18 protein-coding genes and 1 pseudogene are annotated in these 25,440 nt (G+C 41.3%); 17 read left to right on the top strand and 2 right to left on the bottom strand.

The annotated features are described in order from the left end of the window. Positions 1 to 438: 438 nt before the first annotated feature. Together SPL68_RS13465 and SPL68_RS13460 are read left to right on the top strand one after the other, a co-directional pair. Positions 439 to 1,497: a hypothetical protein gene (locus tag SPL68_RS13465; protein WP_323815686.1), complete on the top strand. Its 1,059-nt coding sequence runs from the start codon at positions 439 to 441 to the stop codon at positions 1,495 to 1,497. Positions 1,498 to 1,741: 244 nt separating this feature from the next. After that, positions 1,742 to 2,754, top strand: a pseudogene (locus SPL68_RS13460) (IS481 family transposase). A 100-nt stretch (positions 2,755 to 2,854) separates the two neighbouring features. Here the strand turns inward: SPL68_RS13460 and SPL68_RS13455 are convergent. Beyond that, entirely contained in the window at positions 2,855 to 4,033 is a 1,179-nt protein-coding gene (locus SPL68_RS13455; protein WP_323815685.1) for a hypothetical protein, read from the bottom strand. 308 nt (positions 4,034 to 4,341) lie between these two features. Between SPL68_RS13455 and SPL68_RS13450 the strand changes: the two genes are divergently transcribed. The 15 genes from SPL68_RS13450 to SPL68_RS13380 all read left to right on the top strand — a co-directional run bounded on the left by SPL68_RS13450 (position 4,342) and on the right by SPL68_RS13380 (position 24,193). Next, the gene (locus SPL68_RS13450) at positions 4,342 to 6,033 is read left to right on the top strand and encodes a type IV secretion system DNA-binding domain-containing protein (protein ID WP_323815684.1); all 1,692 of its coding nucleotides are present in this window, start codon (positions 4,342 to 4,344) and stop codon (positions 6,031 to 6,033) included. A gap of 11 nt (positions 6,034 to 6,044) precedes the next feature. Further along, entirely contained in the window at positions 6,045 to 6,311 is a 267-nt protein-coding gene (locus SPL68_RS13445; protein WP_323815683.1) for a hypothetical protein, read from the top strand. A gap of 200 nt (positions 6,312 to 6,511) precedes the next feature. Next, on the top strand, positions 6,512 to 6,832 hold the full coding sequence (locus SPL68_RS13440) for a hypothetical protein (RefSeq protein WP_323815682.1): 321 nt from the start codon (positions 6,512 to 6,514) through the stop codon (positions 6,830 to 6,832). A 5-nt stretch (positions 6,833 to 6,837) separates the two neighbouring features. Further along, entirely contained in the window at positions 6,838 to 9,618 is a 2,781-nt protein-coding gene (gene mobF, locus SPL68_RS13435) for a MobF family relaxase (protein ID WP_323815681.1), read from the top strand. Positions 9,619 to 9,805: 187 nt separating this feature from the next. Beyond that, positions 9,806 to 12,250, top strand: a complete 2,445-nt coding sequence (gene hsdR, locus SPL68_RS13430) for an EcoAI/FtnUII family type I restriction enzme subunit R (RefSeq protein WP_323815680.1) — start codon at positions 9,806 to 9,808, stop codon at positions 12,248 to 12,250. A gap of 52 nt (positions 12,251 to 12,302) precedes the next feature. After that, complete coding sequence (locus SPL68_RS13425) at positions 12,303 to 13,790, top strand: N-6 DNA methylase (protein WP_323815679.1); 1,488 nt, start codon at positions 12,303 to 12,305, stop codon at positions 13,788 to 13,790. Further along, positions 13,790 to 15,529, top strand: a complete 1,740-nt coding sequence (locus tag SPL68_RS13420) for a restriction endonuclease subunit S (RefSeq protein WP_323815678.1) — start codon at positions 13,790 to 13,792, stop codon at positions 15,527 to 15,529. Before SPL68_RS13425 ends, SPL68_RS13420 begins: the two co-directional genes overlap by 1 nt. An 18-nt stretch (positions 15,530 to 15,547) precedes the next feature. After that, a complete protein-coding gene (locus SPL68_RS13415; protein WP_323815677.1) occupies positions 15,548 to 18,232 on the top strand; it encodes an N-6 DNA methylase in 2,685 nt (894 codons plus the stop codon). Between the two features lie 78 nt (positions 18,233 to 18,310). Further along, positions 18,311 to 20,146 (top strand): DUF262 domain-containing protein, encoded by a 1,836-nt coding sequence (locus SPL68_RS13410; protein WP_323815676.1) that lies wholly within the window; start codon positions 18,311 to 18,313, stop codon positions 20,144 to 20,146. Between the two features lie 83 nt (positions 20,147 to 20,229). Further along, entirely contained in the window at positions 20,230 to 21,330 is a 1,101-nt protein-coding gene (locus tag SPL68_RS13405; RefSeq protein WP_323815675.1) for a hypothetical protein, read from the top strand. A 46-nt stretch (positions 21,331 to 21,376) separates the two neighbouring features. Continuing rightward, positions 21,377 to 21,931, top strand: coding sequence for a winged helix-turn-helix transcriptional regulator (locus SPL68_RS13400; RefSeq protein ID WP_323815674.1), 555 nt, complete (start codon positions 21,377 to 21,379; stop codon positions 21,929 to 21,931). 103 nt (positions 21,932 to 22,034) lie between these two features. Next, the gene (locus SPL68_RS13395) at positions 22,035 to 22,208 is read left to right on the top strand and encodes a hypothetical protein (RefSeq protein ID WP_323815673.1); all 174 of its coding nucleotides are present in this window, start codon (positions 22,035 to 22,037) and stop codon (positions 22,206 to 22,208) included. A 102-nt stretch (positions 22,209 to 22,310) separates the two neighbouring features. Next, positions 22,311 to 23,246 carry a hypothetical protein gene (locus SPL68_RS13390; RefSeq protein WP_323815672.1) on the top strand — a complete coding sequence of 312 codons (936 nt, stop codon included), beginning with the start codon at positions 22,311 to 22,313 and terminating at the stop codon, positions 23,244 to 23,246. 20 nt (positions 23,247 to 23,266) lie between these two features. Next, positions 23,267 to 23,908, top strand: a complete 642-nt coding sequence (locus tag SPL68_RS13385; RefSeq protein WP_323815671.1) for a hypothetical protein — start codon at positions 23,267 to 23,269, stop codon at positions 23,906 to 23,908. Positions 23,909 to 23,986: 78 nt separating this feature from the next. Continuing rightward, complete coding sequence (locus SPL68_RS13380; RefSeq protein ID WP_323815670.1) at positions 23,987 to 24,193, top strand: hypothetical protein; 207 nt, start codon at positions 23,987 to 23,989, stop codon at positions 24,191 to 24,193. A gap of 323 nt (positions 24,194 to 24,516) precedes the next feature. Here the strand turns inward: SPL68_RS13380 and SPL68_RS13375 are convergent, their stop codons facing one another. Beyond that, entirely contained in the window at positions 24,517 to 25,413 is an 897-nt protein-coding gene (locus tag SPL68_RS13375) for a LysR family transcriptional regulator (RefSeq protein WP_323815669.1), read from the bottom strand. Positions 25,414 to 25,440 lie beyond the last annotated feature (27 nt).

The raw sequence follows: 25,440 nt of genomic DNA, 5'->3' as shown, positions 1-25,440 counted from the left end.
GTAATTGACAGGCATTTATAGTTATCCTATAAAAAATAATAAAAGTAATGCGGGGAAATTAGCCGTGTATAGGAAATGGGGGCTAGCGTCTGTAATTTTTATAATTTGCTGCTTCTTATTTAATGGATGCACAATTATAAAAGTTAATGGAGCAACACCGTCGATTAAATATCGATTTGGTTTCGCAAATGTAATGATTGAGAAGGACAACCAAAATCCTATAGTTGTAATGACTAACTCAATAGGAGTGGTTAAAACCCACAATTCAGTGGGCCTAGGATATATAAGTGAATTTGTATCAAAATTTCCAGATCCTTCCAAATGTAATCTGCTCATTTTGGTGGAAACAGTTAATGAGCTAAATAGCATAAAGCAACAGCTTAAAGACAACACATCAGAAATCAACTCACTGTGCATAGCATCAAAGGATGGGCAATCATGGTTATTTCAGAAAGGTACTTAACACTCTTAATTTGCATAATCATATTTACAGGGTGTGCGCCGTTAGAGCAGGCTCCACTTGTTTATTCGTCTAAATCTGTTGTGGGAATTGACATTTCTGCAACTGCTACAGAACAACCTGGTCTTTCAGTAAATGTTGGGTACAAGCAGGTTGATGCAGCATATGTTCCTGTTGCTGTCGCTAAGTCGTGCGACTTTGATTATGGAGATGTCGATTCTTCTGATAAAACAGACACAACAATCAATACAGAAGCCAATTCAAACACGAAAGCCAATTCAAATGTTAATTGTACTAATGAAATATATAAATTGTTGACCATAGCTGGAAACAATAAGGTGGAAGATTCAAGAAGCGAAAGCGATGAGATTAAAGAAGCCAAAAAACATCTAGAAGAATTTAAAGGTATAGGGGCAAGCAGGGATATAGCCAATAAAGCGCTTTCAGATGCGCAAATAAAGTTTAAGGCGGCAGTGGCAGCAAAGGAAGCATTTGATAAAATTAATCCACCTACTAATAGCGACAACGATGCACAAATAAAGCTAGAGCGTCTTACAAAATCAAAAGAAGTTACCGCAGCTGAAGATGCGGTTAAAGTAGCAGAAAAAAATCTTAATTCTGCAAGATTAGCTTTTGATAGTATTGATGCATCAAAGCTACTAAATGCTTTTAACATCGCCGGATTAGATAATAATAAACAAGATGCGTATTCTGTGTTCGGAAGTTTTGATGCGAATACTAAAACAGTAACTGAAGCCAATGGTGGAAATGCCAACGTAAAAGCAGATACAGGATTAGCTTTAGGAAAGGTTTTTTCTACGGGTGTTGCCGCCCAGCATCTGACGGAGGGAATGAAAAATTATTACGAACATGATGGTGAAGCAAAAGTTGCGGCCGCAAAAGCATATGGTTGCTTGGTTCATAGTGAAAATTATTTGAATAGTTTCAAATCTCAGTTGGATATGGGAAATCCAGAAGACAAGCAACGTCTCATTAAGATGCAAGAAGATCTTATTACAATATGCAAAGGGAAATAACTTATTTGATTAGTTAACATGCCAAATAAGCAAAAAACACCTGCTAAAATAGCAAGCGTTATTGCAGAAATTGTTTTATAAACCGTTCTCTAATTCAATGCAGTGTGCAATTTGATGTAGATATGAGAATATTGAGTAACGTGTACTAGTCGCGACCTGATCTGACACTTCAACTTGAAAGAAGAGAGTTACCGGTTTTGAATATGGGGGCGAATCCTAAAACAAAACCACAAAGGTAACTCTCATGCTACATACTAACAATCCAATCATAAAACACAAAGCTGGCCTGCTGAATTTGGCGGAAGAGCTTGGCAATGTATCTAAAGCCTGCAAAGTAATGGGCTTTTCTCGCGACACTTTCTATCGTTACCAAGAGTTAGCTCAGGAAGGCGGAGTGGATGCACTGATAAGCCAAAGCAAGTCCACTCCCAATCTTAAAAACCGTATTGATCCTACTATTGAGAAAGCTGTTCTTGATTATGCCGTTGAACAGCCTGCACATGGTCAGCATCGAACCCGCAATGAATTACGCAAAACAGGTATTTTCATATCCGGTAGTGGTGTTTGCTCAATTTGGTTGAGGCATGGTGTCGAGAGTTTTAAAAAGCGATTGCAGGCGTTGGAAGAGAAGGTTGCCAAAGAAGGCATCCTACTACGGATAGCCAGATTGCCGCGTTAGAACGCAAGAAGATTGATGATGAAGCCTCCGGTGAAATTGAAACACATCATCCTGGCTATCTTGGTTCGCAAGATACGTTTTATATAGGAAATCTCAAAGGCGTAGGCCGGATATATCAGCAAACGTTTGTAGATACCTATAGCAAAGTGGCATTCGCCAAGCTCTATACAAGCAAAACACCGATAACGTCAGCTGATCTTCTCAGCGATAAAGTCCTGCCATTTTTTACTCAACAGCAACTGCCTATGCTGAGAATTCTCACTGATCGTGGTACGGAATATTGCGGCCGAATGGATCAGCACGATTATCAGCTGTATCTCGCTATCAATGATATTGATCACACGAAAACAAAAGCGCAGTCGCCGCAAACGAATGGCATCTGTGAGCGCTTCCATAAAACGATACTACAAGAGTTTTATCAGGTGACGTTTCGCAAAAAAAATTATGCAACACTGGAAGAATTGCAAAAGGATCTGGACGAATGGATGAAATACTACAGCAATGAACGAACTCATCAAGGCAAGGTTTGCTGTGGTCGCACACCACTGGAAACTTTGCTGGATGGCAAGAAGGTTTAGGCTGAAAATAATTTAGCTCAAATCTAAACTGACAGGCACTCTTAAAAACCGGTAACTGTCAGCTCAGGTCTGATCTAGTACACATAATGTGAATGCCTTTTTAGGTCTGAGCTGATACCGAGTAATACTGCTCTAAAAATTCTTTATAGTAATAGCTCTTGTTCAGTATTTTTTTATGCAACTTATGTTTTTTCTTGGATGATATAGCAATCAAATTCATCATGGATATCCGCTTGATAGATAGGGCGAAATCTTCGGGGGATATGGTTTCATTGTAGTTATAACCCAATACTTCTTTAAGAATCTCTACTACATTATTTGGTTGCCATTTGCTTTTTATGAATCGCATAGAGGGAGGTTTTATGATATGTCTCATGTGTGGATACTTTTGAGATGATTCAATAATTTTCAGAATGCATTCAATATTGGTTTCATCCCACTCGTCCTTTTTATATTGCTCCATTATTCTATTTACGCGTTTATTAAATGCTACGTGAAAATCATTATGGCGCGCCCATCTTATTAGATAATCAGCAATCTTTGCGGTGTTTATTTTTGGTTTTGATGTGGTAACTTCATTTAACTCTATAGGCTCAAGAAACCACGCATTTTCACCATAATGGAAATGCATTGATGGAATCTTAGATCGATCTTTTTGTATGTGATCTAAGGCACGATTAAATATTTCCTTTAGGGTGGTGTATTGGTCTTTCTTATTTTTATCAATCAATCGCATTGAGGGTTTTATTTTAGTGTGAATATTGCAGTAGCTGGATGTGGTGGGTCTGTGGCAAAAAGTACAGAAAACAATAGGCTTTTTTTTATCTTCTGTATTGTCTCTTCGTATAGAAGGTTCGACCATTAAAAATAAGTTATATAAGAAATCATGGGCTATATGTAAATCTTCAAAAGATGTTAAGTCATCAACCTTCCTTAATATCATTCTAATTTCATCTCGCGCTCTACGTAGGCTGCCTTCGCACCTTTCCTTCACAAATAATCCAAAATCGTTTGGTATGCCAAATTTTTTGAGTGTTTCTTGGTTGCTCTCCGTAATTTCAAGTCCCAAAAGGTAAGTCCAGGCTGATGGGGATTTACCTTTGCATTTGGCTGAGGTTTGACAAATAGAAACCCTTTGCTTTTTCAATAGATTTAACTGATCTCGAATATTTATCAATGACAATATTAGCTCTTCAGGGTATCTCCGGGTTGGAAGGGGGATATTTCTCTCTTCGAAATAGGCAATGGTGGTTTTACTTAAGCAAAGGCGAGTTTTCAAACAATATTACCTCGGTACGTTTTTTTGGAACTTCCTGTAGCGCAACAGAACTTTAGCAGCAGTAATGTGTTTGTGCACTTTATTCAACGCTCTAGAGGAGGGCAGAAAATGCATGAAACGTTACTCAATCAATCCGATGTCTGTAAAAAACTTGGAGGTATATCACCGACCACACTTTGGCGATGGCAGCAATCTGGAGTTTTTCCACCCCCTAAATTTGTTCCCGGAACATCTATTCGGAGATGGTCGGAATCTACCGTAAATGAATGGATTGAGAAAAATTTTTCGGATAGAGGGGGGAATTAATAATGGAACAATTTATTTTATCTGTACTTTTCGTTCAAATTTTGTGCGCATTGGGTGCGCTTATTCCACTGATCATTCTTTGGTGGCTAGAGAGATGGCTTTCAGCTATCGCTTTAGTTCTTATTTTGATCGTTACCTGCTTTGGATTTTCTTTTTTACCAGCGCTTTTTAGGGAGTTATATGGTTTTGAATGGTTTAGAAATGTTATTAGAACGATAGCTAAAAATTATCCCTATTTGGTACAGAACTCGGATGTTATGGCCAGCTGGAGTGCTTTTGTTGCTGGGGCTATTTTTGCGTGGGTGATTTTGGTTTTCTCATTTGTGATGAGATCACCATCTCGTATTTTACGAGGGTCGGAGTTGTTACCTGAATCGGAAATGGTTAGGAAACTTAGGTCGGCCGGTCGAGCAAAAATCGCACCTGGGCTAGGGCAGTATTATCTTCCCTCAAAACTTGAAAATCGTTCGATGGCGATATTTGGAGAGCCAGGATCAGGAAAAACCCAGTTAATTTTAGGTTTCCTTCATTCAATTAGACATCGGTCAGATCGTGTCGTTTCAATGGATGTGGGAGGAGAGATTTGCAAGAAATTGGCCATGCGGGGAGATCAAATTTTATCAGTTAATGTAGAAGGGAGTCAGCAGTGGTCTCCATTTTCAGAGATTGAAAATTTAATTGAGTGTGCAGCTTTGGCGAGCGCTCTTATTTCCTCGGGTGTTGGTGAGGCCAGAACATGGAATGGCTATGCACGAGAGCTGCTAACTGTGTTTTTGTCTGAGTGTTGGAGAACAAATCAGCGCACTAATAGAGAGCTGAACTATTACATCAAAATTGCAAGTACGGATGAGTTAAGAGTGCTAGTGCATGGTACATCTGCACAGAGGTTGTTTGAAGCTGGTAATGAACGGATGTTGGGCAATGTGCAAAGCATTTTGAGTCAGAATTTGTCGTTTTTAGATTTGCTTGATCCAGATGCCGGCGAGGACGCCTTCAGCCTTCGGCGCTGGATTCAAAATCATAGGAGTGGAGGGTGGTTGTGGATTGTTTATGACGATCTCACAAAATTAGCAACAGCGCAATTGCGGGCTGCATGGATAGAAATTCTTGCACGTTCAGCGCTCGGGTTACCAGAAAGCAGCACTAGAAATGTTCGACTGATATTGGATGAGCTTGCTGCTAATGGAAAAATTGATGTTTTAATGGATGCATTAGCCAGAGGGAGAAAATATGGCTTGAGCCTCATGCTTGGCATTCAAAATATTCATCAACTTTACAGTATCTATGGAAAGGATGAAGCCTTAAGTATCCTCGGAAGTGCTGGATTGAATGTAATTTTGAGAACGCCTGATCCTGAAACGTCTGATTATCTCAGTCGAACAATTGGTGATGCAGAATCGGTACGGGAACAAACTACTACTAATTCACAGGGCAGCTCATCCATACAAAAACTTCAAGAGACAAAACGGACAGTTTTACCCAGCGAGATTTCATCTCTGCCAGACCTTGTTGGATTTATAAAATTCGCGGACATTGGTTGGGGTCGATTGAGAATTCCGCTTATCAGGCTGAAAAATAGGCTCTCATTAACAATAAAGCAAAATTCAATAAATGGCAGCGATATTCATAAGCCCTCTAAATTGAATTTGGATAACGCTCAGCCACTTGCGTCATCTGTTTTAGATGAAATTTAAGGAGGTTCACTATGGCTAAACATTTATTTCAATCAAAAGCGGCATCAATAAAACAGAAAATGAGTTTTATGGTTTCCTCTGAAATTGCTTTGAGGCTTGAAAATATTGAGCGGCGAGCAGAAAAAGCAGGTGTTTCTTTTCCATTTAATGAGCACGTGGAGGATGCGGTCTTACGGTTAATCCGGTTGGCTGAGTGCCAGTTAGATGAGATTCAACCTGCAACTGAAAAGCATGTTGGAATTAAGTCTACTGCTAATGTCAACGACCCCACAGTATAACTGTGGTTCAAATTTAACACACAGTATTTATCGCAATTCTGCGATAAATACTGTGGACACCTCACGCACACTCGTGGAGTTAAAATTCACTAGCAAAAAATCTCAAGGGTGGGTGACTCGGGTCATTTTTTTGTGTTGACTCGTATGTGACTCAATTTGATATTCGGGTGGGCGTGAGGTGACTCAATGGCGAGTCAAACATGAGCAAACTACATTCCTATAGAGTTCAACTGCACTGCGATAAACAGATGCATTCAGATATAAACAGCTTTGCGGCGCAACGTGGTCTCAGCCAAAGTCTGGCAGCTAGAGTTCTTATCGAGAGAGCATTAACTATGCAAAATGATCAGCTTTGTAATCGGCTGGATAAATTAGAGGCTTATTTGGATGCTGTATTGCATGCGGCTACTGCCTCGCGAATTTTAGCTGCTGATGCGGCTCAGTGCTCTGGTTCAAAGTTGTCAGGTGATGAGTTACGAGAGCGTGTTTCAAAATTGATCGATAGATACAAAAGCTTTTAGTTTAGATGATGACTCTGGCTCCTATTCGATCGGCTGAACATGCTGCTACCTATTTTGAGCAGGGAGATCATGCTGATTATTACCTGTCTGATGAGTCCTGCCCATCTGAGTGGGTGGGAGGTGGTGCTAACAAATTAGGTATTGCAGGTCAGCGTGTTGATGCCGAGCGGTTTTGCCGATACCTGAATGGAGATGTGGCCGGTGCAATTATCGGTGTTCATCGCAACGGTGAGCGTGAGCATAAATCAGGTTGGGATTTGCAGTTTTCACCGTCTAAATCTGTATCTATTGCCGCATTAGTTTGTGGTGATGATCGAGTAATAGCTGCTCATGAAATGGCAGTTAATGAGGCGTTGGAGTATTTAGAGAAATCAGCGGCCTATACTCGACTACATACGAGGGATGTCTCAGGTGAAGACCATTGTGAACAGGTTGCGACGGGTAATCTGTTGGTAGCCAAATTTCGACATGATACTAGTCGCAGTTTAGATCCTCAGTTACATACTCATGCCGTCGTAGTTAATGCAACATTACGTACGGATGGGCAATGGCGCAGCCTAGAGAGTCGGCATTTTTACGCATTACAAAAAGAAGCAGGATTGGTTTATCGCCAATCGCTAGCAGCGGCATTGGTTGAAATGGGGTACTCGCTAGAGCGAACCAGCGATGCAAATTTTGAAATAGCTGGCATACCTGAAGAGTTGTTGCGTTCTTTTAGTCAGCGGACAGAACAAATAAATCAAAAATTGTTAGACCTGGGATTGAGCCGGGAGGATGCCTCGTCAGCCATAAAAGAGAAACTTGCACATGAAGACCGCAACACTAAAAAATACGTTGATAGGAAACAATTGCTTCAGCAATGGACGGATATTGCGCAATCGCATAGCTTTAGCGCTGAAAATTTCGTACAGACATCAAAAGACAAGACAGTCACATCTAATTGGTCGCTTCACCGGTCTATCGAAAGAGAAATGCAGTTAGATGCCCTGGTCAAACAGGTCATCAGTTCGCTTAGCGAGCGTGATGCGATTTTCAGTGAAGATGCACTAGTATCAGAATTGAATAAATTAGCGGTTGGATATGGAATCAGTAGATCAGCTGTAAATTCGGGTGTAGGCAACGCAAAAGAGAAAAAACTTTTAATCAGTACAAGGGCGGTTAAAAGTTACTCTGCCCAGCATCAGTGCTGGCAAAATCTGGAGGGGTTTACTACTCCGCAAATCGTCCAGCAAGAAGAGACAATGCTTGCTAGATTGAAGTCTGGGCATGGAAAGTTCATGCCTGCTTTTTCTCCAAGCGACATAGCTAGAATTATTCGCAATGCAGATGCTAAAAGTATTGAGGATGGTTTTGGTGGTTGGTCTGCCGGCTATAAATCGGTTCTACGAGGAGTGCTATCTAGCGCCGATCAGTTTGTTTCAATACAAGGTGCGGCAGGGACTGCTAAAACCTCAACCATATTAAGAACGATTGCTCAGGAATATAAGGCACGTGGCTACGACGTCATGGGGATTGCACCTTCGGTATCTGCATGCGAATCATTGGCGGACGGTGCCAATATTGGATCTGTCAAAACTCTTGCCGCTCATCTACTCAAATATCAACCCGATAATTCAGTTACCACTAATAAACTATGGTTGGTGGATGAGGCGTCCTTGGTAGCTACGAAAGATATGTCGAGCCTTTTGGAAAAAGCAATCGTTGAGAATGCACGGGTTGTTCTTGTTGGTGATGTAAAACAGTTGGGGTCTGTAGAGGCAGGGGCAGCATTCCAACAGTTACAAGATAGTGGGATTAGAAACTACGTCATGGACGAAATAGTCAGGCAAGAAAATCCAATGCTATTGGATTCCGTTTGTCAGTCAATTGATGGTGACGTTTTTAACGCAATTAGATCACTTGAAAACGGTGGTGGTGCAGTCATTGAATTGACTGGTAAAGCGGATGATAGACACCGCCAGATCGTTGATTACTACATGGCGTTAGACGCCAGCGAGCGCGAAGCCACGTTATTGATTGATCCAAGTCGAGAGGGGCGCGATCAATTAACGCAATGTCTTCGCGAGCGCCTGAAGTTATCAGGGGAACTTGCAAGCAATGGCCTTAGGGTGGCCAGATTAGAGAGACTAGACCTCACTCATGCCGCAGCTCAAGATCCATTAAATTATCAGGTTGGAGATCTGGTGTATTTCTCGGGTCATTACAAGGTACATAAAATTGACAAAGGCTCTTATTGGGAGGTTAAGAGCACGAATGCAAATAGAGGAACAATCCATTTGGTTAGTGTGGATGGTCGTGAAGTCATCTTGAACCCATCGGTATGGGGTGCAAAATCACAGATATTTCGTCCGTCATCCAGTGAGCTATCGGTAGGAGATAAGCTGATATGGGCGGTGAATGATAGGGGGCTTGGGTTCCACAATGGATCGAGAATGCTTGTTAAAAAAATAGATCACAGTCAGGCATTGGCAGAATTGGTTTTGGTCGACGGTACAACACGGATCATTGACCTAAATAGCCGCCGCTCGCAGCACTGGAATTATGATTACATTACAACTGTGCATGCGGCGCAAGGAAAAACCTGCGATAGGGTTTTATATCATGCTGAAAGTTATCGCCGAAATCTTGCATCTCAACAGGCTTTATATGTCGCAATAAGTAGGGCAAGACAACAAGCTATTGTCTTTACGGATGATAAAGCAAAGTTGGTAGAGCAGATTCGTGAGCATTCAGGACAGAAGCAAAATGCTATTTCGCCAAGAGATTTGGGCTTTTCTGTTATATAGCTTTTGGCTATTGTTGTCTTTTTGGTATCGGGCGGTTGGTTGAATGCATGTTGTGCTGATTAAAATGTAACCGCTTTTCTCTTGTAACGTGACGTAGTTTGTATCTCTAGAGGTGAATGTTATATTGCCGACCTAAATAGAATTGTATGTATGTAACCGCGAACGCAGTTAGGTTGGAAAATAATTGATGGACAAAAAGCACTTAACCGAAACGGACATAATCACCAAGTTCATACTCCCAGCCATTGACCAAGCAGGCTGGGATTCCATGACCCAACTGCGTCAGGAAGTGAAGCTGCGCGATGGAAAGGTCATTGTGCGCGGCAACATGGGTGTTCGTAAAACCGTTAAATCTGCCGATATCGTCCTCTACCACAAACCCAACCTGCCGCTGGCGGTGATTGAAGCCAAAGCCAACAAGCACGAAGTCGGCAAAGGCATTCAACAAGGGTTAGATTACGCCCGCTTGCTCGATGTCCCTTTTGTATTCGCCTCTAATGGCGATGGTTTTATCTTCCATGACAAAACCAACAGCACCGGCTTGATTGAATCTGAAATCACCCTCAGCGAATTCCCCACACCAGAACAGCTTTGGCAAAAATTCTGTGTATGGAAGGGCTTCACCCAAGCGCAATTGCCTGTAATCACCCAAGACTATTACGATGATGGCAGCGGCAAAGCCCCGCGCTATTACCAATTACAAGCCATTAACAAAACCATTGAGGCGGTATCCTCAGGCCAAAACCGCGCTTTGTTGGTTATGGCAACCGGTACAGGTAAAACCTACACCGCCTTTCAAATTATTTGGCGCTTATGGAAGTCTCGCCAGAAAAAACGCATTTTGTTTTTGGCCGACCGCAATATTCTGGTGGATCAAACCCGCATAAATGATTTCCAGCCCTTCGGCCAAGCCATGACCAAAGTAACTGGCCGCGAGATTGACCCCGCCTATGAAATTCACTTGGCCTTATACCAAGCATTAACCGGCCCAGAAGAATCTCAAAAAGCCTACAAACAAGTTGGTCGCGATTTTTTCGATTTAATTGTTATCGATGAGTGCCACCGTGGTAGCGCCGCCGAAGACAGCGCATGGCGTGAAATTTTGGAATACTTTACCAGCGCCACCCAAATTGGTTTAACCGCAACACCTAAAGAAACCGATGAAGTTTCCAATACCGATTACTTTGGCGACCCCGTTTATACCTACTCACTTAAAGAGGGTATTGAAGATGGCTTTCTCGCGCCCTACAAAGTGGTGCGTGTTGATTTAGATGTAGACCTACAAGGCTGGCGACCCACCAAAAACCAAGTCGATAAAAACGGCGAGCTAATTGAAGACCGCATTTACAATCAAAAAGATTTTGATCGCACAATGGTGATTGACGAGCGCACGCAATTAGTGGCCGAAACCATTACCGCCTATTTAAAACGCACCGACCCAATGGCAAAAACCATTGTGTTTTGTAACGACATAGACCACGCCGAACGTATGCGCCGCGCACTGGTAAACCTAAACCCAGAGCAGATGCAAAAGAACGACAAGTACGTAATGAAAATTACCGGCGATGATGAACTCGGTAAAGCGCAGTTAGATAACTTCATCAATCCTAAGCGCGCATACCCCGTTATCGCCACCACTTCAGAATTAATGACCACGGGTGTGGATGCCAAAACCTGCAAGCTTGTCGTGCTCGATCAAAATATTCAATCCATGACCAAGTTCAAACAAATTATTGGCCGTGGCACACGTATTGATGATCGCTACAACAAACTCTGGTTCACCATTTTAGATTTCAAAAAAGCCACGGAATTATTTGCAGACCCAAGTTTTGACGGCGTTCCCGAAAAAGTGATGGTAACGACCGCAGAAGATGTTATCGACTTAGAAGACTCAACCTTCGATGACGAACTCGCCAGCGCGCAAGAAGAACAAGCAGAGGCAGAAGCCGCACTCGATGACAACAGCGGTAACGAAGTCAAAGAACCCCAAGCTCTTTATGATGTAAACAATGGGCTCGGCGATGGCCCAATCGAAGATGAAGAAGGCAAACGCTACGTTAAATACCGCGTATCTGGCGTTACCGTCACCAAAATTGCCGAGCGTGTGCAGTATTACGATACTGATGGCAAGCTGGTCACAGAATCTTTCAAAGACTACACCCGTAACACCATTAAAAAACAATTCGCCTCCTTAAATGATTTTATAAAAACCTGGCAATGCAGCGAACGCAAACAAGCCATCATTAACGAGTTGGAAGCCGAAGGCGTTATTTGGCAAGCCTTAGAAGAAGATGTAAGCCGTGACCTAGACCCCTTCGATTTAATTTGTCACGTTGCCTTTGACCAGCCCGCACTCACGCGCCGCGAACGTGCTGAAAATGTAAAAAAACGAAATTACTTCACCAAGTATTCTGCCGCCGCGCAAAACGTATTAAATGCACTCTTAGATAAATACGCCGATATAGGTGTAACCGAAATTGAATCCATTAACGTGTTAAAAGTAAAACCACTGGATCAATTCGGCACACCATTAGAGATTGTAAAAAATGCCTTCGGTAGCAAAAAAGAATACGAACAAGCTATTACCGAATTAGAAGCCGCGCTTTACAGCAATGAGCAAGCCAGCGCCTAAAAAAATCCATACCCGCTTTGTGCGAGTATTCACATAAGAGTTACTAAGTAATATGTCCATATCATCCGTAGTTAAATCCATTCAAGACATTATGCGTAAAGATGCGGGTGTCGATGGCGATGCCCAACGCCTAGGCCAACTCTCATGGCTATTATTTTTAAAAATATTTGATGCCCAAGAAGAAATTCTGGAATTTGAACAAGAGGATGCCTACAAAGCGCCCATTCCACAAAAATACCTCTGGCGCAATTGGGCGGCAGACCCAGAAGGCATAACGGGCGAAGAGTTACTTAATTTTGTTAACTGGGAATTGTTCCCCAAGTTAAAAGATATGGCAGCCCCCATTCGCTCAAACCCACGCGGCTTTGTAGCCAAAGAAGCCTTTAGCGATGCTTTTAACTACATGAAAAACGGCACCTTGCTGCGCCAGGTGATTAACAAGCTCAACGAAATAGACTTCACCAAAAAAGAAGAGCGCCATTTATTTGGTGACTTATACGAGCAAATTTTAAAAGATTTACAAAGCGCTGGTAACGCCGGTGAATTTTATACCCCGCGAGCCGTGACTCGTTTTATTGTGGAGATGATCGACCCAAAACTCGGTGAATCAATCTTCGACCCTGCATGCGGCACTGGTGGCTTTTTAAGTTGCGCCTTCGACCATGTTAAAAACAACTACGTAAACGGTGGTGAAGACCATGCCATATTGCAACAACAAATTCACGGCGTAGAGAAAAAGCAATTACCGCACTTACTTTGCACTACTAATATGTTACTTCATGGCATAGAAGTTCCAGTACAAATTAATCATGAAAACACCCTAAATAAACCACTTTCCAGTTGGGATGACGACGAACAAAAAGATGTCATCATCACCAACCCGCCATTTGGTGGTACAGAAGAAGACGGCATAGAAAAGAACTTCCCTGCCGAAATGCAAACCCGCGAAACAGCAGATTTGTTTTTGCAGTTAATTATTGAAGTGCTCAAAGAAAATGGCCGCGCCGCTGTAGTTCTGCCAGACGGTACGCTTTTTGGTGAAGGAGTAAAAACCAAAATTAAAAAGTTGTTGTTAGATACCTGCAACTTGCACACAGTAGTGCGCTTGCCCAATTCCGTATTCGCGCCTTACACCGGCATTAAAACCAATATTCTATTTTTTGAAAAAGGCACGCCAACAAAAGAGGTTTGGTATTACGAGGTTCCACTGCCTGCCGGAGTAAAAGCCTTCAACAAAACCAAACCCATGAAGCTGGATGACTTTTCTGCCTGTGCAGAATGGTGGGGCGAAGGCAAAAAGCAATCTGTAAAAGCCAAGCGCAAAAACCGTGTCGAGAACGAGCAGGCATGGAAAGTTAGCCTTGAGGAAATTATTGCCCGCAACTACAACCTCGACATTAAAAACCCCCATGTGGGCGAACAAATCAGTCATGATCCAGATGAATTGTTGAAAACCTATGCGCAGCAACAAGCGCACATTCAAGGCTTGCGCAACCAACTAAAATCCATTTTAAGTGCAGCATTAGAAGGTAAGAACTAATGAGCGCACAACAAATTATTACCCAACATTTGGATATTTGGACCGCTGCCCACAAAACCCGAAGTGGAGTAGGCCGTGGCAGTAGCAATAAGCTGGATTTGTACGGCATTAAAAAACTGCGTGAATTGATTTTGGAATTGGCAGTGCGCGGAAAATTGGTGCCGCAGGATGCTAATGATGAGCCGGCCAGCGAGTTACTAAAGCGAATTGCTCATGATATTGCCGAGTCAGAAAAATCTGGGACAATAAAAAAGGACGTGCCAGTTTCTATTAACTCAGATGACGAACCATTTGATTTGCCGGCTGGTTGGGAGATGGTAAGTTTTGGGAATATTTGTACCATTGAGCGAGGAGGCTCACCACGTCCAATACAAGACTTTTTAACAAATGCCCCAGATGGAATCAATTGGATAAAAATTGGCGATTCAGATATTGGCGGAAAATATATTACGTCAACCGCTGAAAAAATTAGGAAAGAGGGTTTGGTAAAAACCAGAATGGTTTATCCAGGGGATTTTTTATTAACGAACTCAATGAGTTTTGGACGTCCGTATATAACCCAAATTGAAGGCTGTATACATGACGGATGGTTAAGAATTAGTCCACCAAAAGAGCTAGATAAAAATTTCCTATACTACCTGCTCTCGTCACCATTTATCTTTAGATCCTTTAAAAAGGCTGCTGCGGGAGCCGTAGTTTTAAACTTGAATGCAGATAAAGTAAGAGTTGTTGAACTTCTACTTCCCCCACTCGCAGAACAACATCGCATAGTCGCCAAAGTCGATGAGCTTATGGCATTCTGCGATCAATTAGAGCAAACCCAAAGCGACAATATCGCCGCACACGCACAGCTCGTAGAAGCACTGCTCGCCACCTTAACCAACAGCAGCGACCACACCGAACTACAAAATAACTGGCAACGCATAGCCACCCACTTCGATACCTTATTCACCACCGAACACAGCATCGACCAACTCAAACAAACCATTCTGCAATTAGCCGTAATGGGTAAACTCTTCCCACAAAACCCCACCGACGAACCCGCCAGCGAACTCCTCAAAAAAATCGCCGCCGAAAAAAATCGATTAGAGATCGAAGAGCGATTAAGGACTACTGCTGAAGAGTGCATTGATGAAAGTGAGCACTACATACAATTGCCGCACGGTTGGGAGTTTGCAAGACTTGGAAATTTAGCAAAATTTATTGATTATCGTGGAAAAACACCAACAAAAGTAGAATCTGGTATTCCGTTAATTACGGCCAAGAATGTAAGGTTCGGGTACATTGATCGTGATCCTGCTGAATATATTACCGAAAGTGATTATGAAGTTTGGATGACTCGTGGCTACCCAAGATTAAATGACATTTTATTCACAACAGAGGCACCACTTGGAAATGTTGCTCTTGTTGATATCGAAGATAAATTTGCTCTTGCACAGCGTGTCATTTGCTTTCAATTACATGAACCGGATTTAGCAAGATTTATTCGAATAGCAATTATGTCTGCGCAATTTCAAAATCAATTAATAGAAAATGCAACGGGCATGACTGCAACCGGTGTTAAGGCGTCTAAATTAAAAGAAATTCCAATTGTTATCCCTCCTTTAGAAGAACAACACCGCATAGTCGCCAAAGTCGATGAGCTAATGGCTCTCTGCGAAACCCTAAAAATCAACCTCCAAAACGCCCAAACCACCCAGCTCGCACTGGCTGATGCCTTGGTTGAGCAGGCCATATAAGAAATTAGGATTGATATTATGGAAAATAGCAAAGAGCTGATGCTGCAAAATTACATTTGGGATTATGCAAATATTGTTAGAAGTACGGGTGTTTCTTTTGATCATGCGGCTGTTGGGGCTTTTCTTACTATACTGGCATTTCATGGTAAAAATATTCGGTTAAACCATGCAGATCAAAAACATTATCTAGGAGATTTCATTAGGAAAGTAGTTGATGATTTCACCAGAGATTTTTCTAATATAAATTACGATTATATTAAAGCTTTCGACATACTTTATGAACATCCTGCTTTACATCGGCTTGTTTGCCAGGTTCAGCACGAGAGGGTTACCGAAACCCACTTAATTAGTGTCCTTTATTGGATTGCCAGTCAAAGTAGTTTCGATCTTAATTCAACACCAGACGGTGTGGCTCTGACAATGGTCAGATTGCTTAAAGTAGAACCGTCTGACGTTGTATTGGATCCTGCTATGGGTAGCGGAAGCTTCCTGAAAGCTTTAACGAATGTGAGTCAATCTATACCAAAGTTTACAGGTATAGAAATCAATACAAACTCTTATTTCATTGCTGTTCTATACAGTTTATTAATTAACGCAAATCAACACTTGCTTTTCAATTTAAACTTTTTCGATATCCTAGATCGTGATTTCAAATCGAAATTTGATGTCATTTTATGCAATCCACCTGTCTCTCGAATGTCAAAGAATGATGAGACATATAGATATAGAGATGGGCTTTACAATTATCGATTTACCAATGAGGTCTCACTTAATTTCATTGAACTAGGATTAAATCTCTTAAAGCCTTTAGGCAAAGCGGCATATTTGGTAAATGTGGGGCAATTATTTAATCAAGGAGATGCAAAACTAGTCAGGAAAAGTTGGATTGAACGAAAGCTACTAAAGTTAGTTATAAGCTTACCCTCGAAATTGTTACGTCACACAAGCCTGAAGTGTGCAATATTAATTTTCGAAAATTCGAATGATAACCATAATCAAATTAAATTTGTTAATGCTGACGATTGCTTCATAGAAATAAAGAGAGGCGGACGTTTAATTGATGAGCCATCAATTGATGAAATTTTGCAGCGAGCGAGAGTTACCAATGATGGTATTCGAGCCAAAATCATACCTATTCAGACCATTATCGAAAATGACTTTAATCTCGTGCCTGATGAGTATTTAGACCATGAGCTACAAGGTACGAATTTCAATCTTGCTAAAATATGGAAGCCTCTATCGGATCTTGCAGAAATAATAAGAGGTTCTAGTCTTGCGCAAACTCCCATAGGAGAAGATCCAATAATCCAAGGGCGAGATGTTAGAGTCGAATGTATTGATATTGATTCATTAGAAAAAAGAGATATTACTAAGTATTTAAAACAGATTCAGCGTACGCAAGCCTATGATATTTTGTTGCAACGTATAGGTGACTCACCTGCCGCCTATTGTGTTAAGCCAGGTGAGGAGGGCATTGCTGTATCAGACACTCTGTTCATCATTAGATTTAAGTTAATTGATACTAAGCTCATAGAGTTTATTACCCAATTTATTAATTCAGAGCAAGGAGTACGTGCTTTCTCAAATGCATCCCATCATTCCGTTGTTCAAACACAATCTTTAGCGAAAATTAAGCCCATCAAAGTTCCTGTGCCAGAATCAAATATTATTGCATTAATTCAAGAGATGAATGAGATTGAATTAGCCCTTAAAAATGAATATGAAAAAGCTTCACAGTTAAGGGTGTCAATTTTTGGTGGTGCCAACGAGGCTGATTTATCGGTTAATTTTAATCAAATTAGACTTACAGCGCATGCCTTGGAATCTGCATTAGCGCAGAAAGACGATATCCAATACAAAATAAAAAACCTTTACCCTTTTCCTCTAGCTTATGCGTATAGAAATATTTACGTAGAGCGTGAACATGCAGCAATTTATGATAGGCAAATGAAATACGGGGAGCATTTTCTCTCGTTTATGGCAAGTGTTGGTTTGAGTTTAGTAAAAAAACATGTAGACGAAATAAATGAGCCACTAAATCAATTGAATGCTGCTTTTAATGTTGAAAATCTGCAAAAAGGAATGTCCCCAGGGCATTGGAGAACTGTATTTCAAAGCTGTTGCAGCTTACTCAGAACATTAGATTCGTCTCCTCTTGCCGCAGATTTTTCTTCTATCTGGTTTAAAGGGGCGGGCAAAAAGGAGTCAGACTTTGCTTCCGCAACAACTGATAAAATTGTAAAAATTCTTAATGACTTTAAGCATGGTCGGGGACCCGTCAATAGCTATGAGTATCGGGAGGCAGGGGCTGTTCAAAAAAATACGTTGAATTTCATGTTGGCATCTGTGGAATTTTTAACACAATGGAACTTTATTCTTATTGAAGATATAGACATGAATTTGAAGTCTGGAAAACCAATATACACAGTAAGTTTACTAAAGGGGGATCACCCTGCATTTGAAAGCAAAAAATTTGAGGCCAGTGCTTCACTTTCAAAAGGTAAGGTCTACATTAGCTATGGTGACGAGTTTATCTGTTTATACCCTTACATTTCGCTTTTTTATAATAAAGCTACAAGGCGACAAGAGTTATTTACGCTCGACAGAAAAAATTCTGGAAACAGTTTTAGTTTAAAGAGTTTCGATTCAGGTACTACAATCACTGAATCTTTAGATTTAGAGCTTGAAGCTTTTCTCCAATAAAACCTCATATTTTTAGTGGCTAGTACTTGGGTCAATGGCTAAGTTACATGAGTTTATTTAATACAAGAGAGCTTAATAATGGCAAGAATGGAGAACCACAAATACAGTATTGAAGAAGCTTTTCGTGAGTGCTTTTACATTGTGCCAGACTATCAGCGTGAATATGTCTGGACAGATAAGGAAGTTCATCAACTTCTAGAAGATATTAATGAACAGATCGACGAAGGCTCAACTCGAGAATATTTTATTGGAACTATTTTAGTTTCACCGACCGATCAGCGTGGGCATTACGATGTAATAGATGGACAACAGCGTCTAACTACGTTTTATCTGCTGCTTTGTGCTTTACGGCATTTGTTCAAAGATACCGAAAATCGAGAATTGATTAATGGGCTTGTATACACGAGATATGTCGATCGTGCTGGTGAAGTTAGATCCAGCTTGAAATTGGAGCCTCGATACGAGAATGCAGGGGAGGCGATTGCTAAGTTAGTTGAGCTAGATGCTGATCCTCAGGCTGTTCGTGCAGGTATACAGGCATCCGGTATTGCAAGTTTTGGCTCCTTGGAAAATCTCATTGGTGCTTATGGAACGATATTTAGTTATTTAAAGGAAAATTATGATAATGAGTTAAAGTTAAAAAAATATTGGGCTTATTTGGCTCATGATGTCGCGTTTATTCAAATTTCTACAGATGTTAGTAGCGCTTTGAAAATCTTTGAAACCATTAATGAGCGTGGCGTGGGCCTCAACCCTATGGATTTGCTAAAGAACCTGTTATTTACTCAGGTTAAGCAAACACAGTTTACTCAGCTTAAGGATGAATGGAAGAAGATCACTAAACCTTTAGAGTTGGCAAAAGAAAAACCTCTGAGGTTTTTGCGCTATTTCTTGATGGCTAATTACAGCATTAAAAATAGTCGTGGTGATGCAGTAGTCCGTGAGGACGAAATTTACGATTGGTTTATAGCTAAAGATAACGCCGCGCTATGTGATTACACCAATAAACCTTTCGAATTCGTACGTAAGGTTATTAGAAGTGTTGAACACTACTTGGCGTTTGCGAAGGGCCGGGGCAACGATGGAAACCATAATCTTGCTATCGACAATCTCAGATTGCTTGCGGGCGGTGCCTTTAGTTTGCATTACGTTCTATTGTTGGCGGCTGCCAACTTCCCCAAGCCATTGTTCGATCACTTTGTGGCGCAGCTTGAGAGTTTCCTATTTTACTATATCTTCACCAAAACACCCACTAAGGATTTAGAGCGTAGCTTTTCTCTATGGGCAGATGAATTGCGTTCAATCGCAGAAATTATTGATCCAGTGCAGCAGAAGGAAAAACTAAACGCGTTTATTGCAGATCGCTTTGAAAAAAATATGGCGAGTAAATCTCAAGAATTGGGTGATGCGCTCAAACGCTTCACTCTGTACTCTATGCAGCAATACCGCACTCGCTATTTACTTGCGCGGTTAACACAACATGTGGATATGGCATTCAGTGGAATCAAGACGGCAGGTAGTTTAGAACCGTTTACTAAACTGGAAATAGAGCATATTTTGCCTAACACGCCATCACCTGAACTACGTGCAACATGGGCAGCTGATAATCCCAATTTGGTTTATGAGGACTACAAAAATCGACTTGGTAACCTGACTTTGCTAGAGAAGCCAATCAACATAATTGCAGGCAATGATTTTTACTCAACTAAGCAAAACGAGTACAAAAAGTGCGGGAACTATCTGACCCGTAGTTTGGTTGAGCTGACAGTTGTTGGACAAAATACATCGATCTCCAGAATAAATGAAAAGCTCGAGTCTTTTTCTATTTGGGATGCCACATCAATTGAAAGACGACATGCACTGTTGATTGCTTTGGCGAAAGATGTTTGGAAAACTAACCCAATTGACCTATAAAAAAACTTCTGGAATATTAAAAGTTTGTAATGAGGAAGATCGGTAGCCGAGCAAATTTATGTCATGGAACTCTGAGTAAAAGCATGAAGCAGAAAATAATTAAAATTGTAAATAGCAAGCCAGGCTTATTAGGTAGGGAGATAGCTAAGGTTCTTGGTGTAGATAAGAAAGAGGTCAATTCGTTACTTGCACGGGATAGTGCTGGCTTATATCAGGACAAGGAATCATTTCGTTGGTATCCGTTACCAAATAAAAAACACACACTTGAATTTATATCTGACTCGTGGATTTGCGCTGTGCTGTTTGAGCAAGGTTTAAGTGATGCTGGTTGTTTTTTTGAAAATGATGCAGATGAGTACCTTATAATTTTTCCTGCGAACTGCCAGATATTACTCATTGCAGGGGCGCGAATTATTGCTTTGGCGAACCAATGTGTTCATAGAGGTAAAAAAATTACTTTGGATTTCACTCTCTGTGGAAAAACCAAAAACTATTTGAATAGGCTGGGCTTTTTTGATCACCTATTGCCCTCTGTTTCTATATTACCGAAACGGCCCGCTGAATCGCGAGCCAAGCAATACCAAGGGAATTCAGAAAACTTGGTGGAAATAGCCGCAATTGATCCAAAGGATCTGGATGAGGCAATCCCTAAGGCGCTCACAAATGCATTTATGCAACACGCAGCTAAAGAATATCGGACACCTATTTTTACTATTTTTTCCGAGCTAATTGGAAATGTTCGGGATCATAGTTCTTCTCCCATTTTGGGATTTGCTGCCATGCAACGCTACCAATATCCGCGAGAGCACATTCAAGTAGTTGTTTCTGACAGCGGTTTAGGAATTTTGGAAACATTGAAGCCCCGGCTGAACAAGCACTATCCAGAGCTTTACAAAAAACTTGATTTCACTAAAAAAGAAACAGATGCATATTTGCTACAAAAAGTTTTTGTGAATGGTCAGTTGAGTCGATTTGGTACGGATCCTGATGGTGAGACGAGAGGGCTAGGATTAAAGCAGAGTCAGGATTATGCGGCTCGATATAATGCCGATATAACAATTCGTCAGAAGACATTGGAATTGAAGCTAGTTTATCGAAACAGCCAATTATTTGAAGTAAAGCCCAAATTCGATTTACCGATATTGGAAGGCACTCAGGTTTGTTTTGATTTTTATCTTAATTAGTATATATTCAATTCAGCTTAAATTAACGCTATGAAGCAGAAGTTCTATGATAAACCTAATTGACTACACGGATGGAAAAGATCATCCCTTTGGAAATGTCCAGGGGAAAAAAACCTATCAGGAGTTGATGGCGTATGTGGATCGGCATCCTGAGCAGAAAGTGTTTGAAATTTCTATGGTTGGCATTATTGCGACTGACTCATCATTTCCTAGGGAAAGTGTTATCTCACTTGCTAGGCATTTGAGAGGGGAGCGTTGGTTTATTTTGAGCGGATTTAATCCTGATGATCCCGACCTTATTGCCAATTGGCATGCCGGTGCACTGGTTAAGGAGCAGAACTTGGCGGTTTTGAAGAAGGGTGGGGAGGTTACTTTTATTGGCCCATCACTTAACGAATCGACTAAAGAACTAGTTTTACTGGTGTTCAAACATGGTCAAATCACCACTGCCAATGTAGCCAAAGCTCTCGATATATCAGTACAAAATGCCAGTACACGCCTTAAAAGGCTGGTTTCAGATGGTTTGGTTATGCGGTCAGAGGAAATTGCCCCCTCTGGAGGCAAAGAGTTTATATATAAAGCCTTAAATCTTTCTCGATAAACGGCTTGCTTTAATCAGAAATTGTGATTAGTATTATCTCTGTGAGCAAAAGCTCATTTTCAATGTGGTCTGGTTAAAACCGATAATTTAAGAGGAATTTTTTATGGCAACAAATCCGCCAAGGGGTGATGGGCATCGTAATGGCGCTGTTAAAGGGCGCTCCCAAGTTAAAACTCCGTCAGGTCATTATGTAAAGCGTGACGCTGAAACTGGTCGTTTTATGGATGTGAAAACATCTAATAAAACACCGTTCAAGGGGGTGAGAAAGGAGAAGTAATTGGTTTGCTTCACTCGCATTCTGCAGAATTGCAGTATGCGAGTGAAAAAACGGAAAACATTTGGGTAGCTGCAAGTTTCATCAATATGAGTGAGGTAAAGCATGCTGATTAATAAAAAGCGGATCAAATCGATAGGTGGTTATGCAAAGGGATTGGCTAATGATAAGCCGGTGATTATTTGTGTGCCTCTAAAGCACATTGATCTGGTCAGTGCCGTTAATTGTGGCTTCAGTCCAATGTTTGATTTTGGTGAGACAGTGCTACCCTCAGCTAAAGGTTCGGTTGCCCGATTTAATTCACAAGGGAAACATATTGCTCTAAAGGATTTGCCAAAAGAACGTGTTTATCGCCAAGGTGAATGGAAGTGGAAGCAATTTTGTGGGCGTAATGAATATGAGGAAATGTCGAAAATAGTTGATATTCCCTACAGTCGATATCAACGAGATTATGTTGAGGCACCTTCAGTGGAGCTGTCTATCGTTGGTGACGCCTCAGGTGGAAAATTGATTTCAGCATCTAAAGTCATTTTCAATGCAGGAAATGAATGTTTAATAACGCATACGGTAAATCTATTTCTTGAAATATTTGGGATGTGCGAGCTAAGAAATGAAAATCTTGATTCTATTATAAGTTCGCCAATTAAAAAGCTTAACTGGGATATTTTGCCTAAAGGTAGAAAGCCTTGGGGGGAGCTTAAAACTTTGATCTCGCCGGTAATTAACAATTTACCGGAAGGAAATAAGGCTGTTATAGAAAAAAGATTTGAGTCTATTAATGTGTTTGAGCCAGAGTTTGTTGCGGTAGGGCGTGCTGGTTTTTCGGGATATCTTGTTTTTGGTTTTCCAGCAAAGTCCTTATTCATTTTGGAGTGTACCCAAATCAACAATGCAACTTATGTTATTGAGAATAACTGGGAGCAATTGTCTGGATTGACGAAGGCGGAAATATTGAACAATAAGCTGCATAAGCAGCGTGTCATGCATTGCAAAAGTTGGTTCAGTGAAGTTAATAAATTGTTATCTAAAGCTAACCGTTAATAGGTTTGGGGTGGCTGTATATGATCGAAATAGCAGGAAAAGTATTTGAGGTTTTACAGTCGGGAAATGTTCTATGGTTTGCGGTTTTCCTGATTGTTGCATTCGTAATGAATGCATCTAAGATTTTTGACTTCCTTGAAAGTCGGAAGAAAAAGCAAATTAAGCGCTTGCAGGAGGCGTTATCTTGCAATTTGTTAGATGAGAATTTCCGAAATTTTATTTCCCAAGAGCTTCATCGAGAATATTTTCTATATATCACAAATATTGCGGGAGAGAAGCAATATCGGGATCGGCTTTTTCAGATCCATAGAGATTCAAATGGCCGTCTTCCATTCTTTCATTTTCGAAGAGCTTCAGGTTCCGTAAAATTTGTTGATGGAAACGTAATGGTGAAGTTAGGATTCTTTGACAAGTTAAGCTATTGGTACAACATAGCAGCGGGGATATTTTTTCTGTTTGTTTCATGGGCATTTCTTATGATGCCCATATTGACTAAATCACTTAGTGTCGTTCAGGTCGCAGTTTATATTGGTGCAGGGCTAATGTTCTTATTCGTTGCGTTGCTCTTTGGCGCTCAAACTTTTCCTTATTCTTCAGCGATTAAGGTACAGGCAGAAATTAGTCGCCAAGAAAACAATGAGAATTGTCTGCCAAAACAATAAGTGGTCAAAGTGTTGTAATAAATTGCTTGGTTTAAAACCTTATTTAAAAGTGAATTAGCTCATGGCAGAGGTGAATTAATGAGTGAATATACGGTTGTTGAAGTTTCTGTGGATAATCCTGAAAAGCACCTTCCTGGTCAGCCTAAATTTATAATTCATTATGCGGTTGCTGATGAATCGGGGCGCATTGTTGCTGGTCCATATGCGTCACGATATAAAGCTGAAGAAATGTGTGAGGACTTAAATCGTCCTACTAAAAGCTGCTCAAGTGGTATGAGTATGTAAACCAACTTTTGGTGGTGTGACTTCTCGTTTTGGCGTCGCTTGAAATATCTTTGTAGTGCATAACATTGCAAAGATATTTCTGTAGGTCTAAATGTAGCCGTGGCTTAATGTTTTTTATAAGCTTTTGAATTTAAAGGAAATAAAACCAATGCATCATGGGAGTATGTTGGTCTGTCGGTTCTATAGCATTCATTGAATCAATCTTTTATGTATTTGATCTATATAGATAAATTGTTTTGTGTGGCCTGTTTACCGCCCAAAATGAGAGTAGCGGCATTATCCCACAGTCTGCCGGAAGGGTCGCGTTTTGAGTGGTATTAAGGTTAGGCTTTTGGCTCGTGATATTGACGAGCCAAATTGAAAAACGCGTGTAGGTAATCTATCTGCATATCAGGTTCGCGTGCGCCCAAATAAATATTTTTGTGAATGCCCTGTTTGCCGAGTTTGACTGGCATGACATCGAGCTTGCTCGCATATTCTTCTACCAGCCACCGGGGCAGGGCAGCCACACCACGGCCACTGGCGACCATTTGCATCATGATGTCGGTGGTTTCGATGGGTTTGTGGCGCCTGGGGCTAACGCCGGCGGGTGATAAAAACTGGTTAAAAATATCCAGCCGCTCAATGCTTACCGGATAGGTAATCAATACTTCGCTGCTTAAATCATCTGGCTCGATGTATTTAGCTTTCGCCAAGCGATGCGCACTATTCACCACCAATACCTGCTCATAATCAAACACAGGTTCATAGTGCAGCCCCGGTTTATAGAGCGGGTCGGGCGTTACCAGCAAATCGATTTCATAACCAAAGAGCGCGCCCAAGCCGCCGAATTGGAATTTCTGTTTTACATCGACTTCTACATCCGGCCAAGCCGACAAAAAAGGCGAGACCAGTTTAAGTAGCCACTGATAGCAAGGATGGCACTCCATTCCGATGCGCAATGCACCGCGTTCGCCCTGTGCATACTGGCGAATGCGCTCCTCCGCGTGATCCAACTGCGGCAGCACGCGATTCGCAACCGCCAGTAAATATTGCCCCGCTTGGGTCAGCTTCAAGCTGCGCCCTTCGCGAATCCAAATGTCGGTACCCAAATTGTGCTCCAGCTTTTTCACCGTGTGGCTCAACGCTGATTGGGTGAGATGCAGTTTTTCGGCGGCAGCAGTGAGTGACCCTTGGCGATCAACTTCGCGTACAACTGCTAAATGGATTCGTTCGAGCATGATTGATCACATGAATAAAGTTAATTG

The sequence above is a fragment of the Cellvibrio chitinivorans genome (assembly GCF_035117775.1).
Classification (GTDB): Bacteria; Pseudomonadota; Gammaproteobacteria; order Pseudomonadales; family Cellvibrionaceae; genus Cellvibrio; species Cellvibrio chitinivorans.
The sequence above is the reverse complement of the archived record's forward strand: the minus strand, read 5'-3'. Positions and strand labels throughout refer to the sequence as shown.

Excerpts from the sequence above, each read along its gene's own strand:
- SPL68_RS13465 (WP_323815686.1), top strand. The coding sequence starts at position 439 with ATGGTTATTTCAGAAAGGTACTTAACACTCTTAATTTGCATAATCATA.
- SPL68_RS13450 (WP_323815684.1), top strand. The coding sequence starts at position 4,342 with ATGGAACAATTTATTTTATCTGTACTTTTCGTTCAAATTTTGTGCGCA.
- SPL68_RS13445 (WP_323815683.1), top strand. The coding sequence starts at position 6,045 with ATGGCTAAACATTTATTTCAATCAAAAGCGGCATCAATAAAACAGAAA.
- SPL68_RS13440 (WP_323815682.1), top strand. The coding sequence starts at position 6,512 with ATGAGCAAACTACATTCCTATAGAGTTCAACTGCACTGCGATAAACAG.
- mobF (WP_323815681.1), top strand. The coding sequence starts at position 6,838 with ATGATGACTCTGGCTCCTATTCGATCGGCTGAACATGCTGCTACCTAT.
- hsdR (WP_323815680.1), top strand. The coding sequence starts at position 9,806 with ATGGACAAAAAGCACTTAACCGAAACGGACATAATCACCAAGTTCATA.
- SPL68_RS13425 (WP_323815679.1), top strand. The coding sequence starts at position 12,303 with ATGTCCATATCATCCGTAGTTAAATCCATTCAAGACATTATGCGTAAA.
- SPL68_RS13420 (WP_323815678.1), top strand. The coding sequence starts at position 13,790 with ATGAGCGCACAACAAATTATTACCCAACATTTGGATATTTGGACCGCT.
- SPL68_RS13415 (WP_323815677.1), top strand. The coding sequence starts at position 15,548 with ATGGAAAATAGCAAAGAGCTGATGCTGCAAAATTACATTTGGGATTAT.
- SPL68_RS13410 (WP_323815676.1), top strand. The coding sequence starts at position 18,311 with ATGGCAAGAATGGAGAACCACAAATACAGTATTGAAGAAGCTTTTCGT.
- SPL68_RS13405 (WP_323815675.1), top strand. The coding sequence starts at position 20,230 with ATGAAGCAGAAAATAATTAAAATTGTAAATAGCAAGCCAGGCTTATTA.
- SPL68_RS13400 (WP_323815674.1), top strand. The coding sequence starts at position 21,377 with ATGATAAACCTAATTGACTACACGGATGGAAAAGATCATCCCTTTGGA.
- SPL68_RS13395 (WP_323815673.1), top strand. The coding sequence starts at position 22,035 with ATGGCAACAAATCCGCCAAGGGGTGATGGGCATCGTAATGGCGCTGTT.
- SPL68_RS13390 (WP_323815672.1), top strand. The coding sequence starts at position 22,311 with ATGCTGATTAATAAAAAGCGGATCAAATCGATAGGTGGTTATGCAAAG.
- SPL68_RS13385 (WP_323815671.1), top strand. The coding sequence starts at position 23,267 with ATGATCGAAATAGCAGGAAAAGTATTTGAGGTTTTACAGTCGGGAAAT.
- SPL68_RS13380 (WP_323815670.1), top strand. The coding sequence starts at position 23,987 with ATGAGTGAATATACGGTTGTTGAAGTTTCTGTGGATAATCCTGAAAAG.
- SPL68_RS13375 (WP_323815669.1), bottom strand. The coding sequence starts at position 25,413 with ATGCTCGAACGAATCCATTTAGCAGTTGTACGCGAAGTTGATCGCCAA.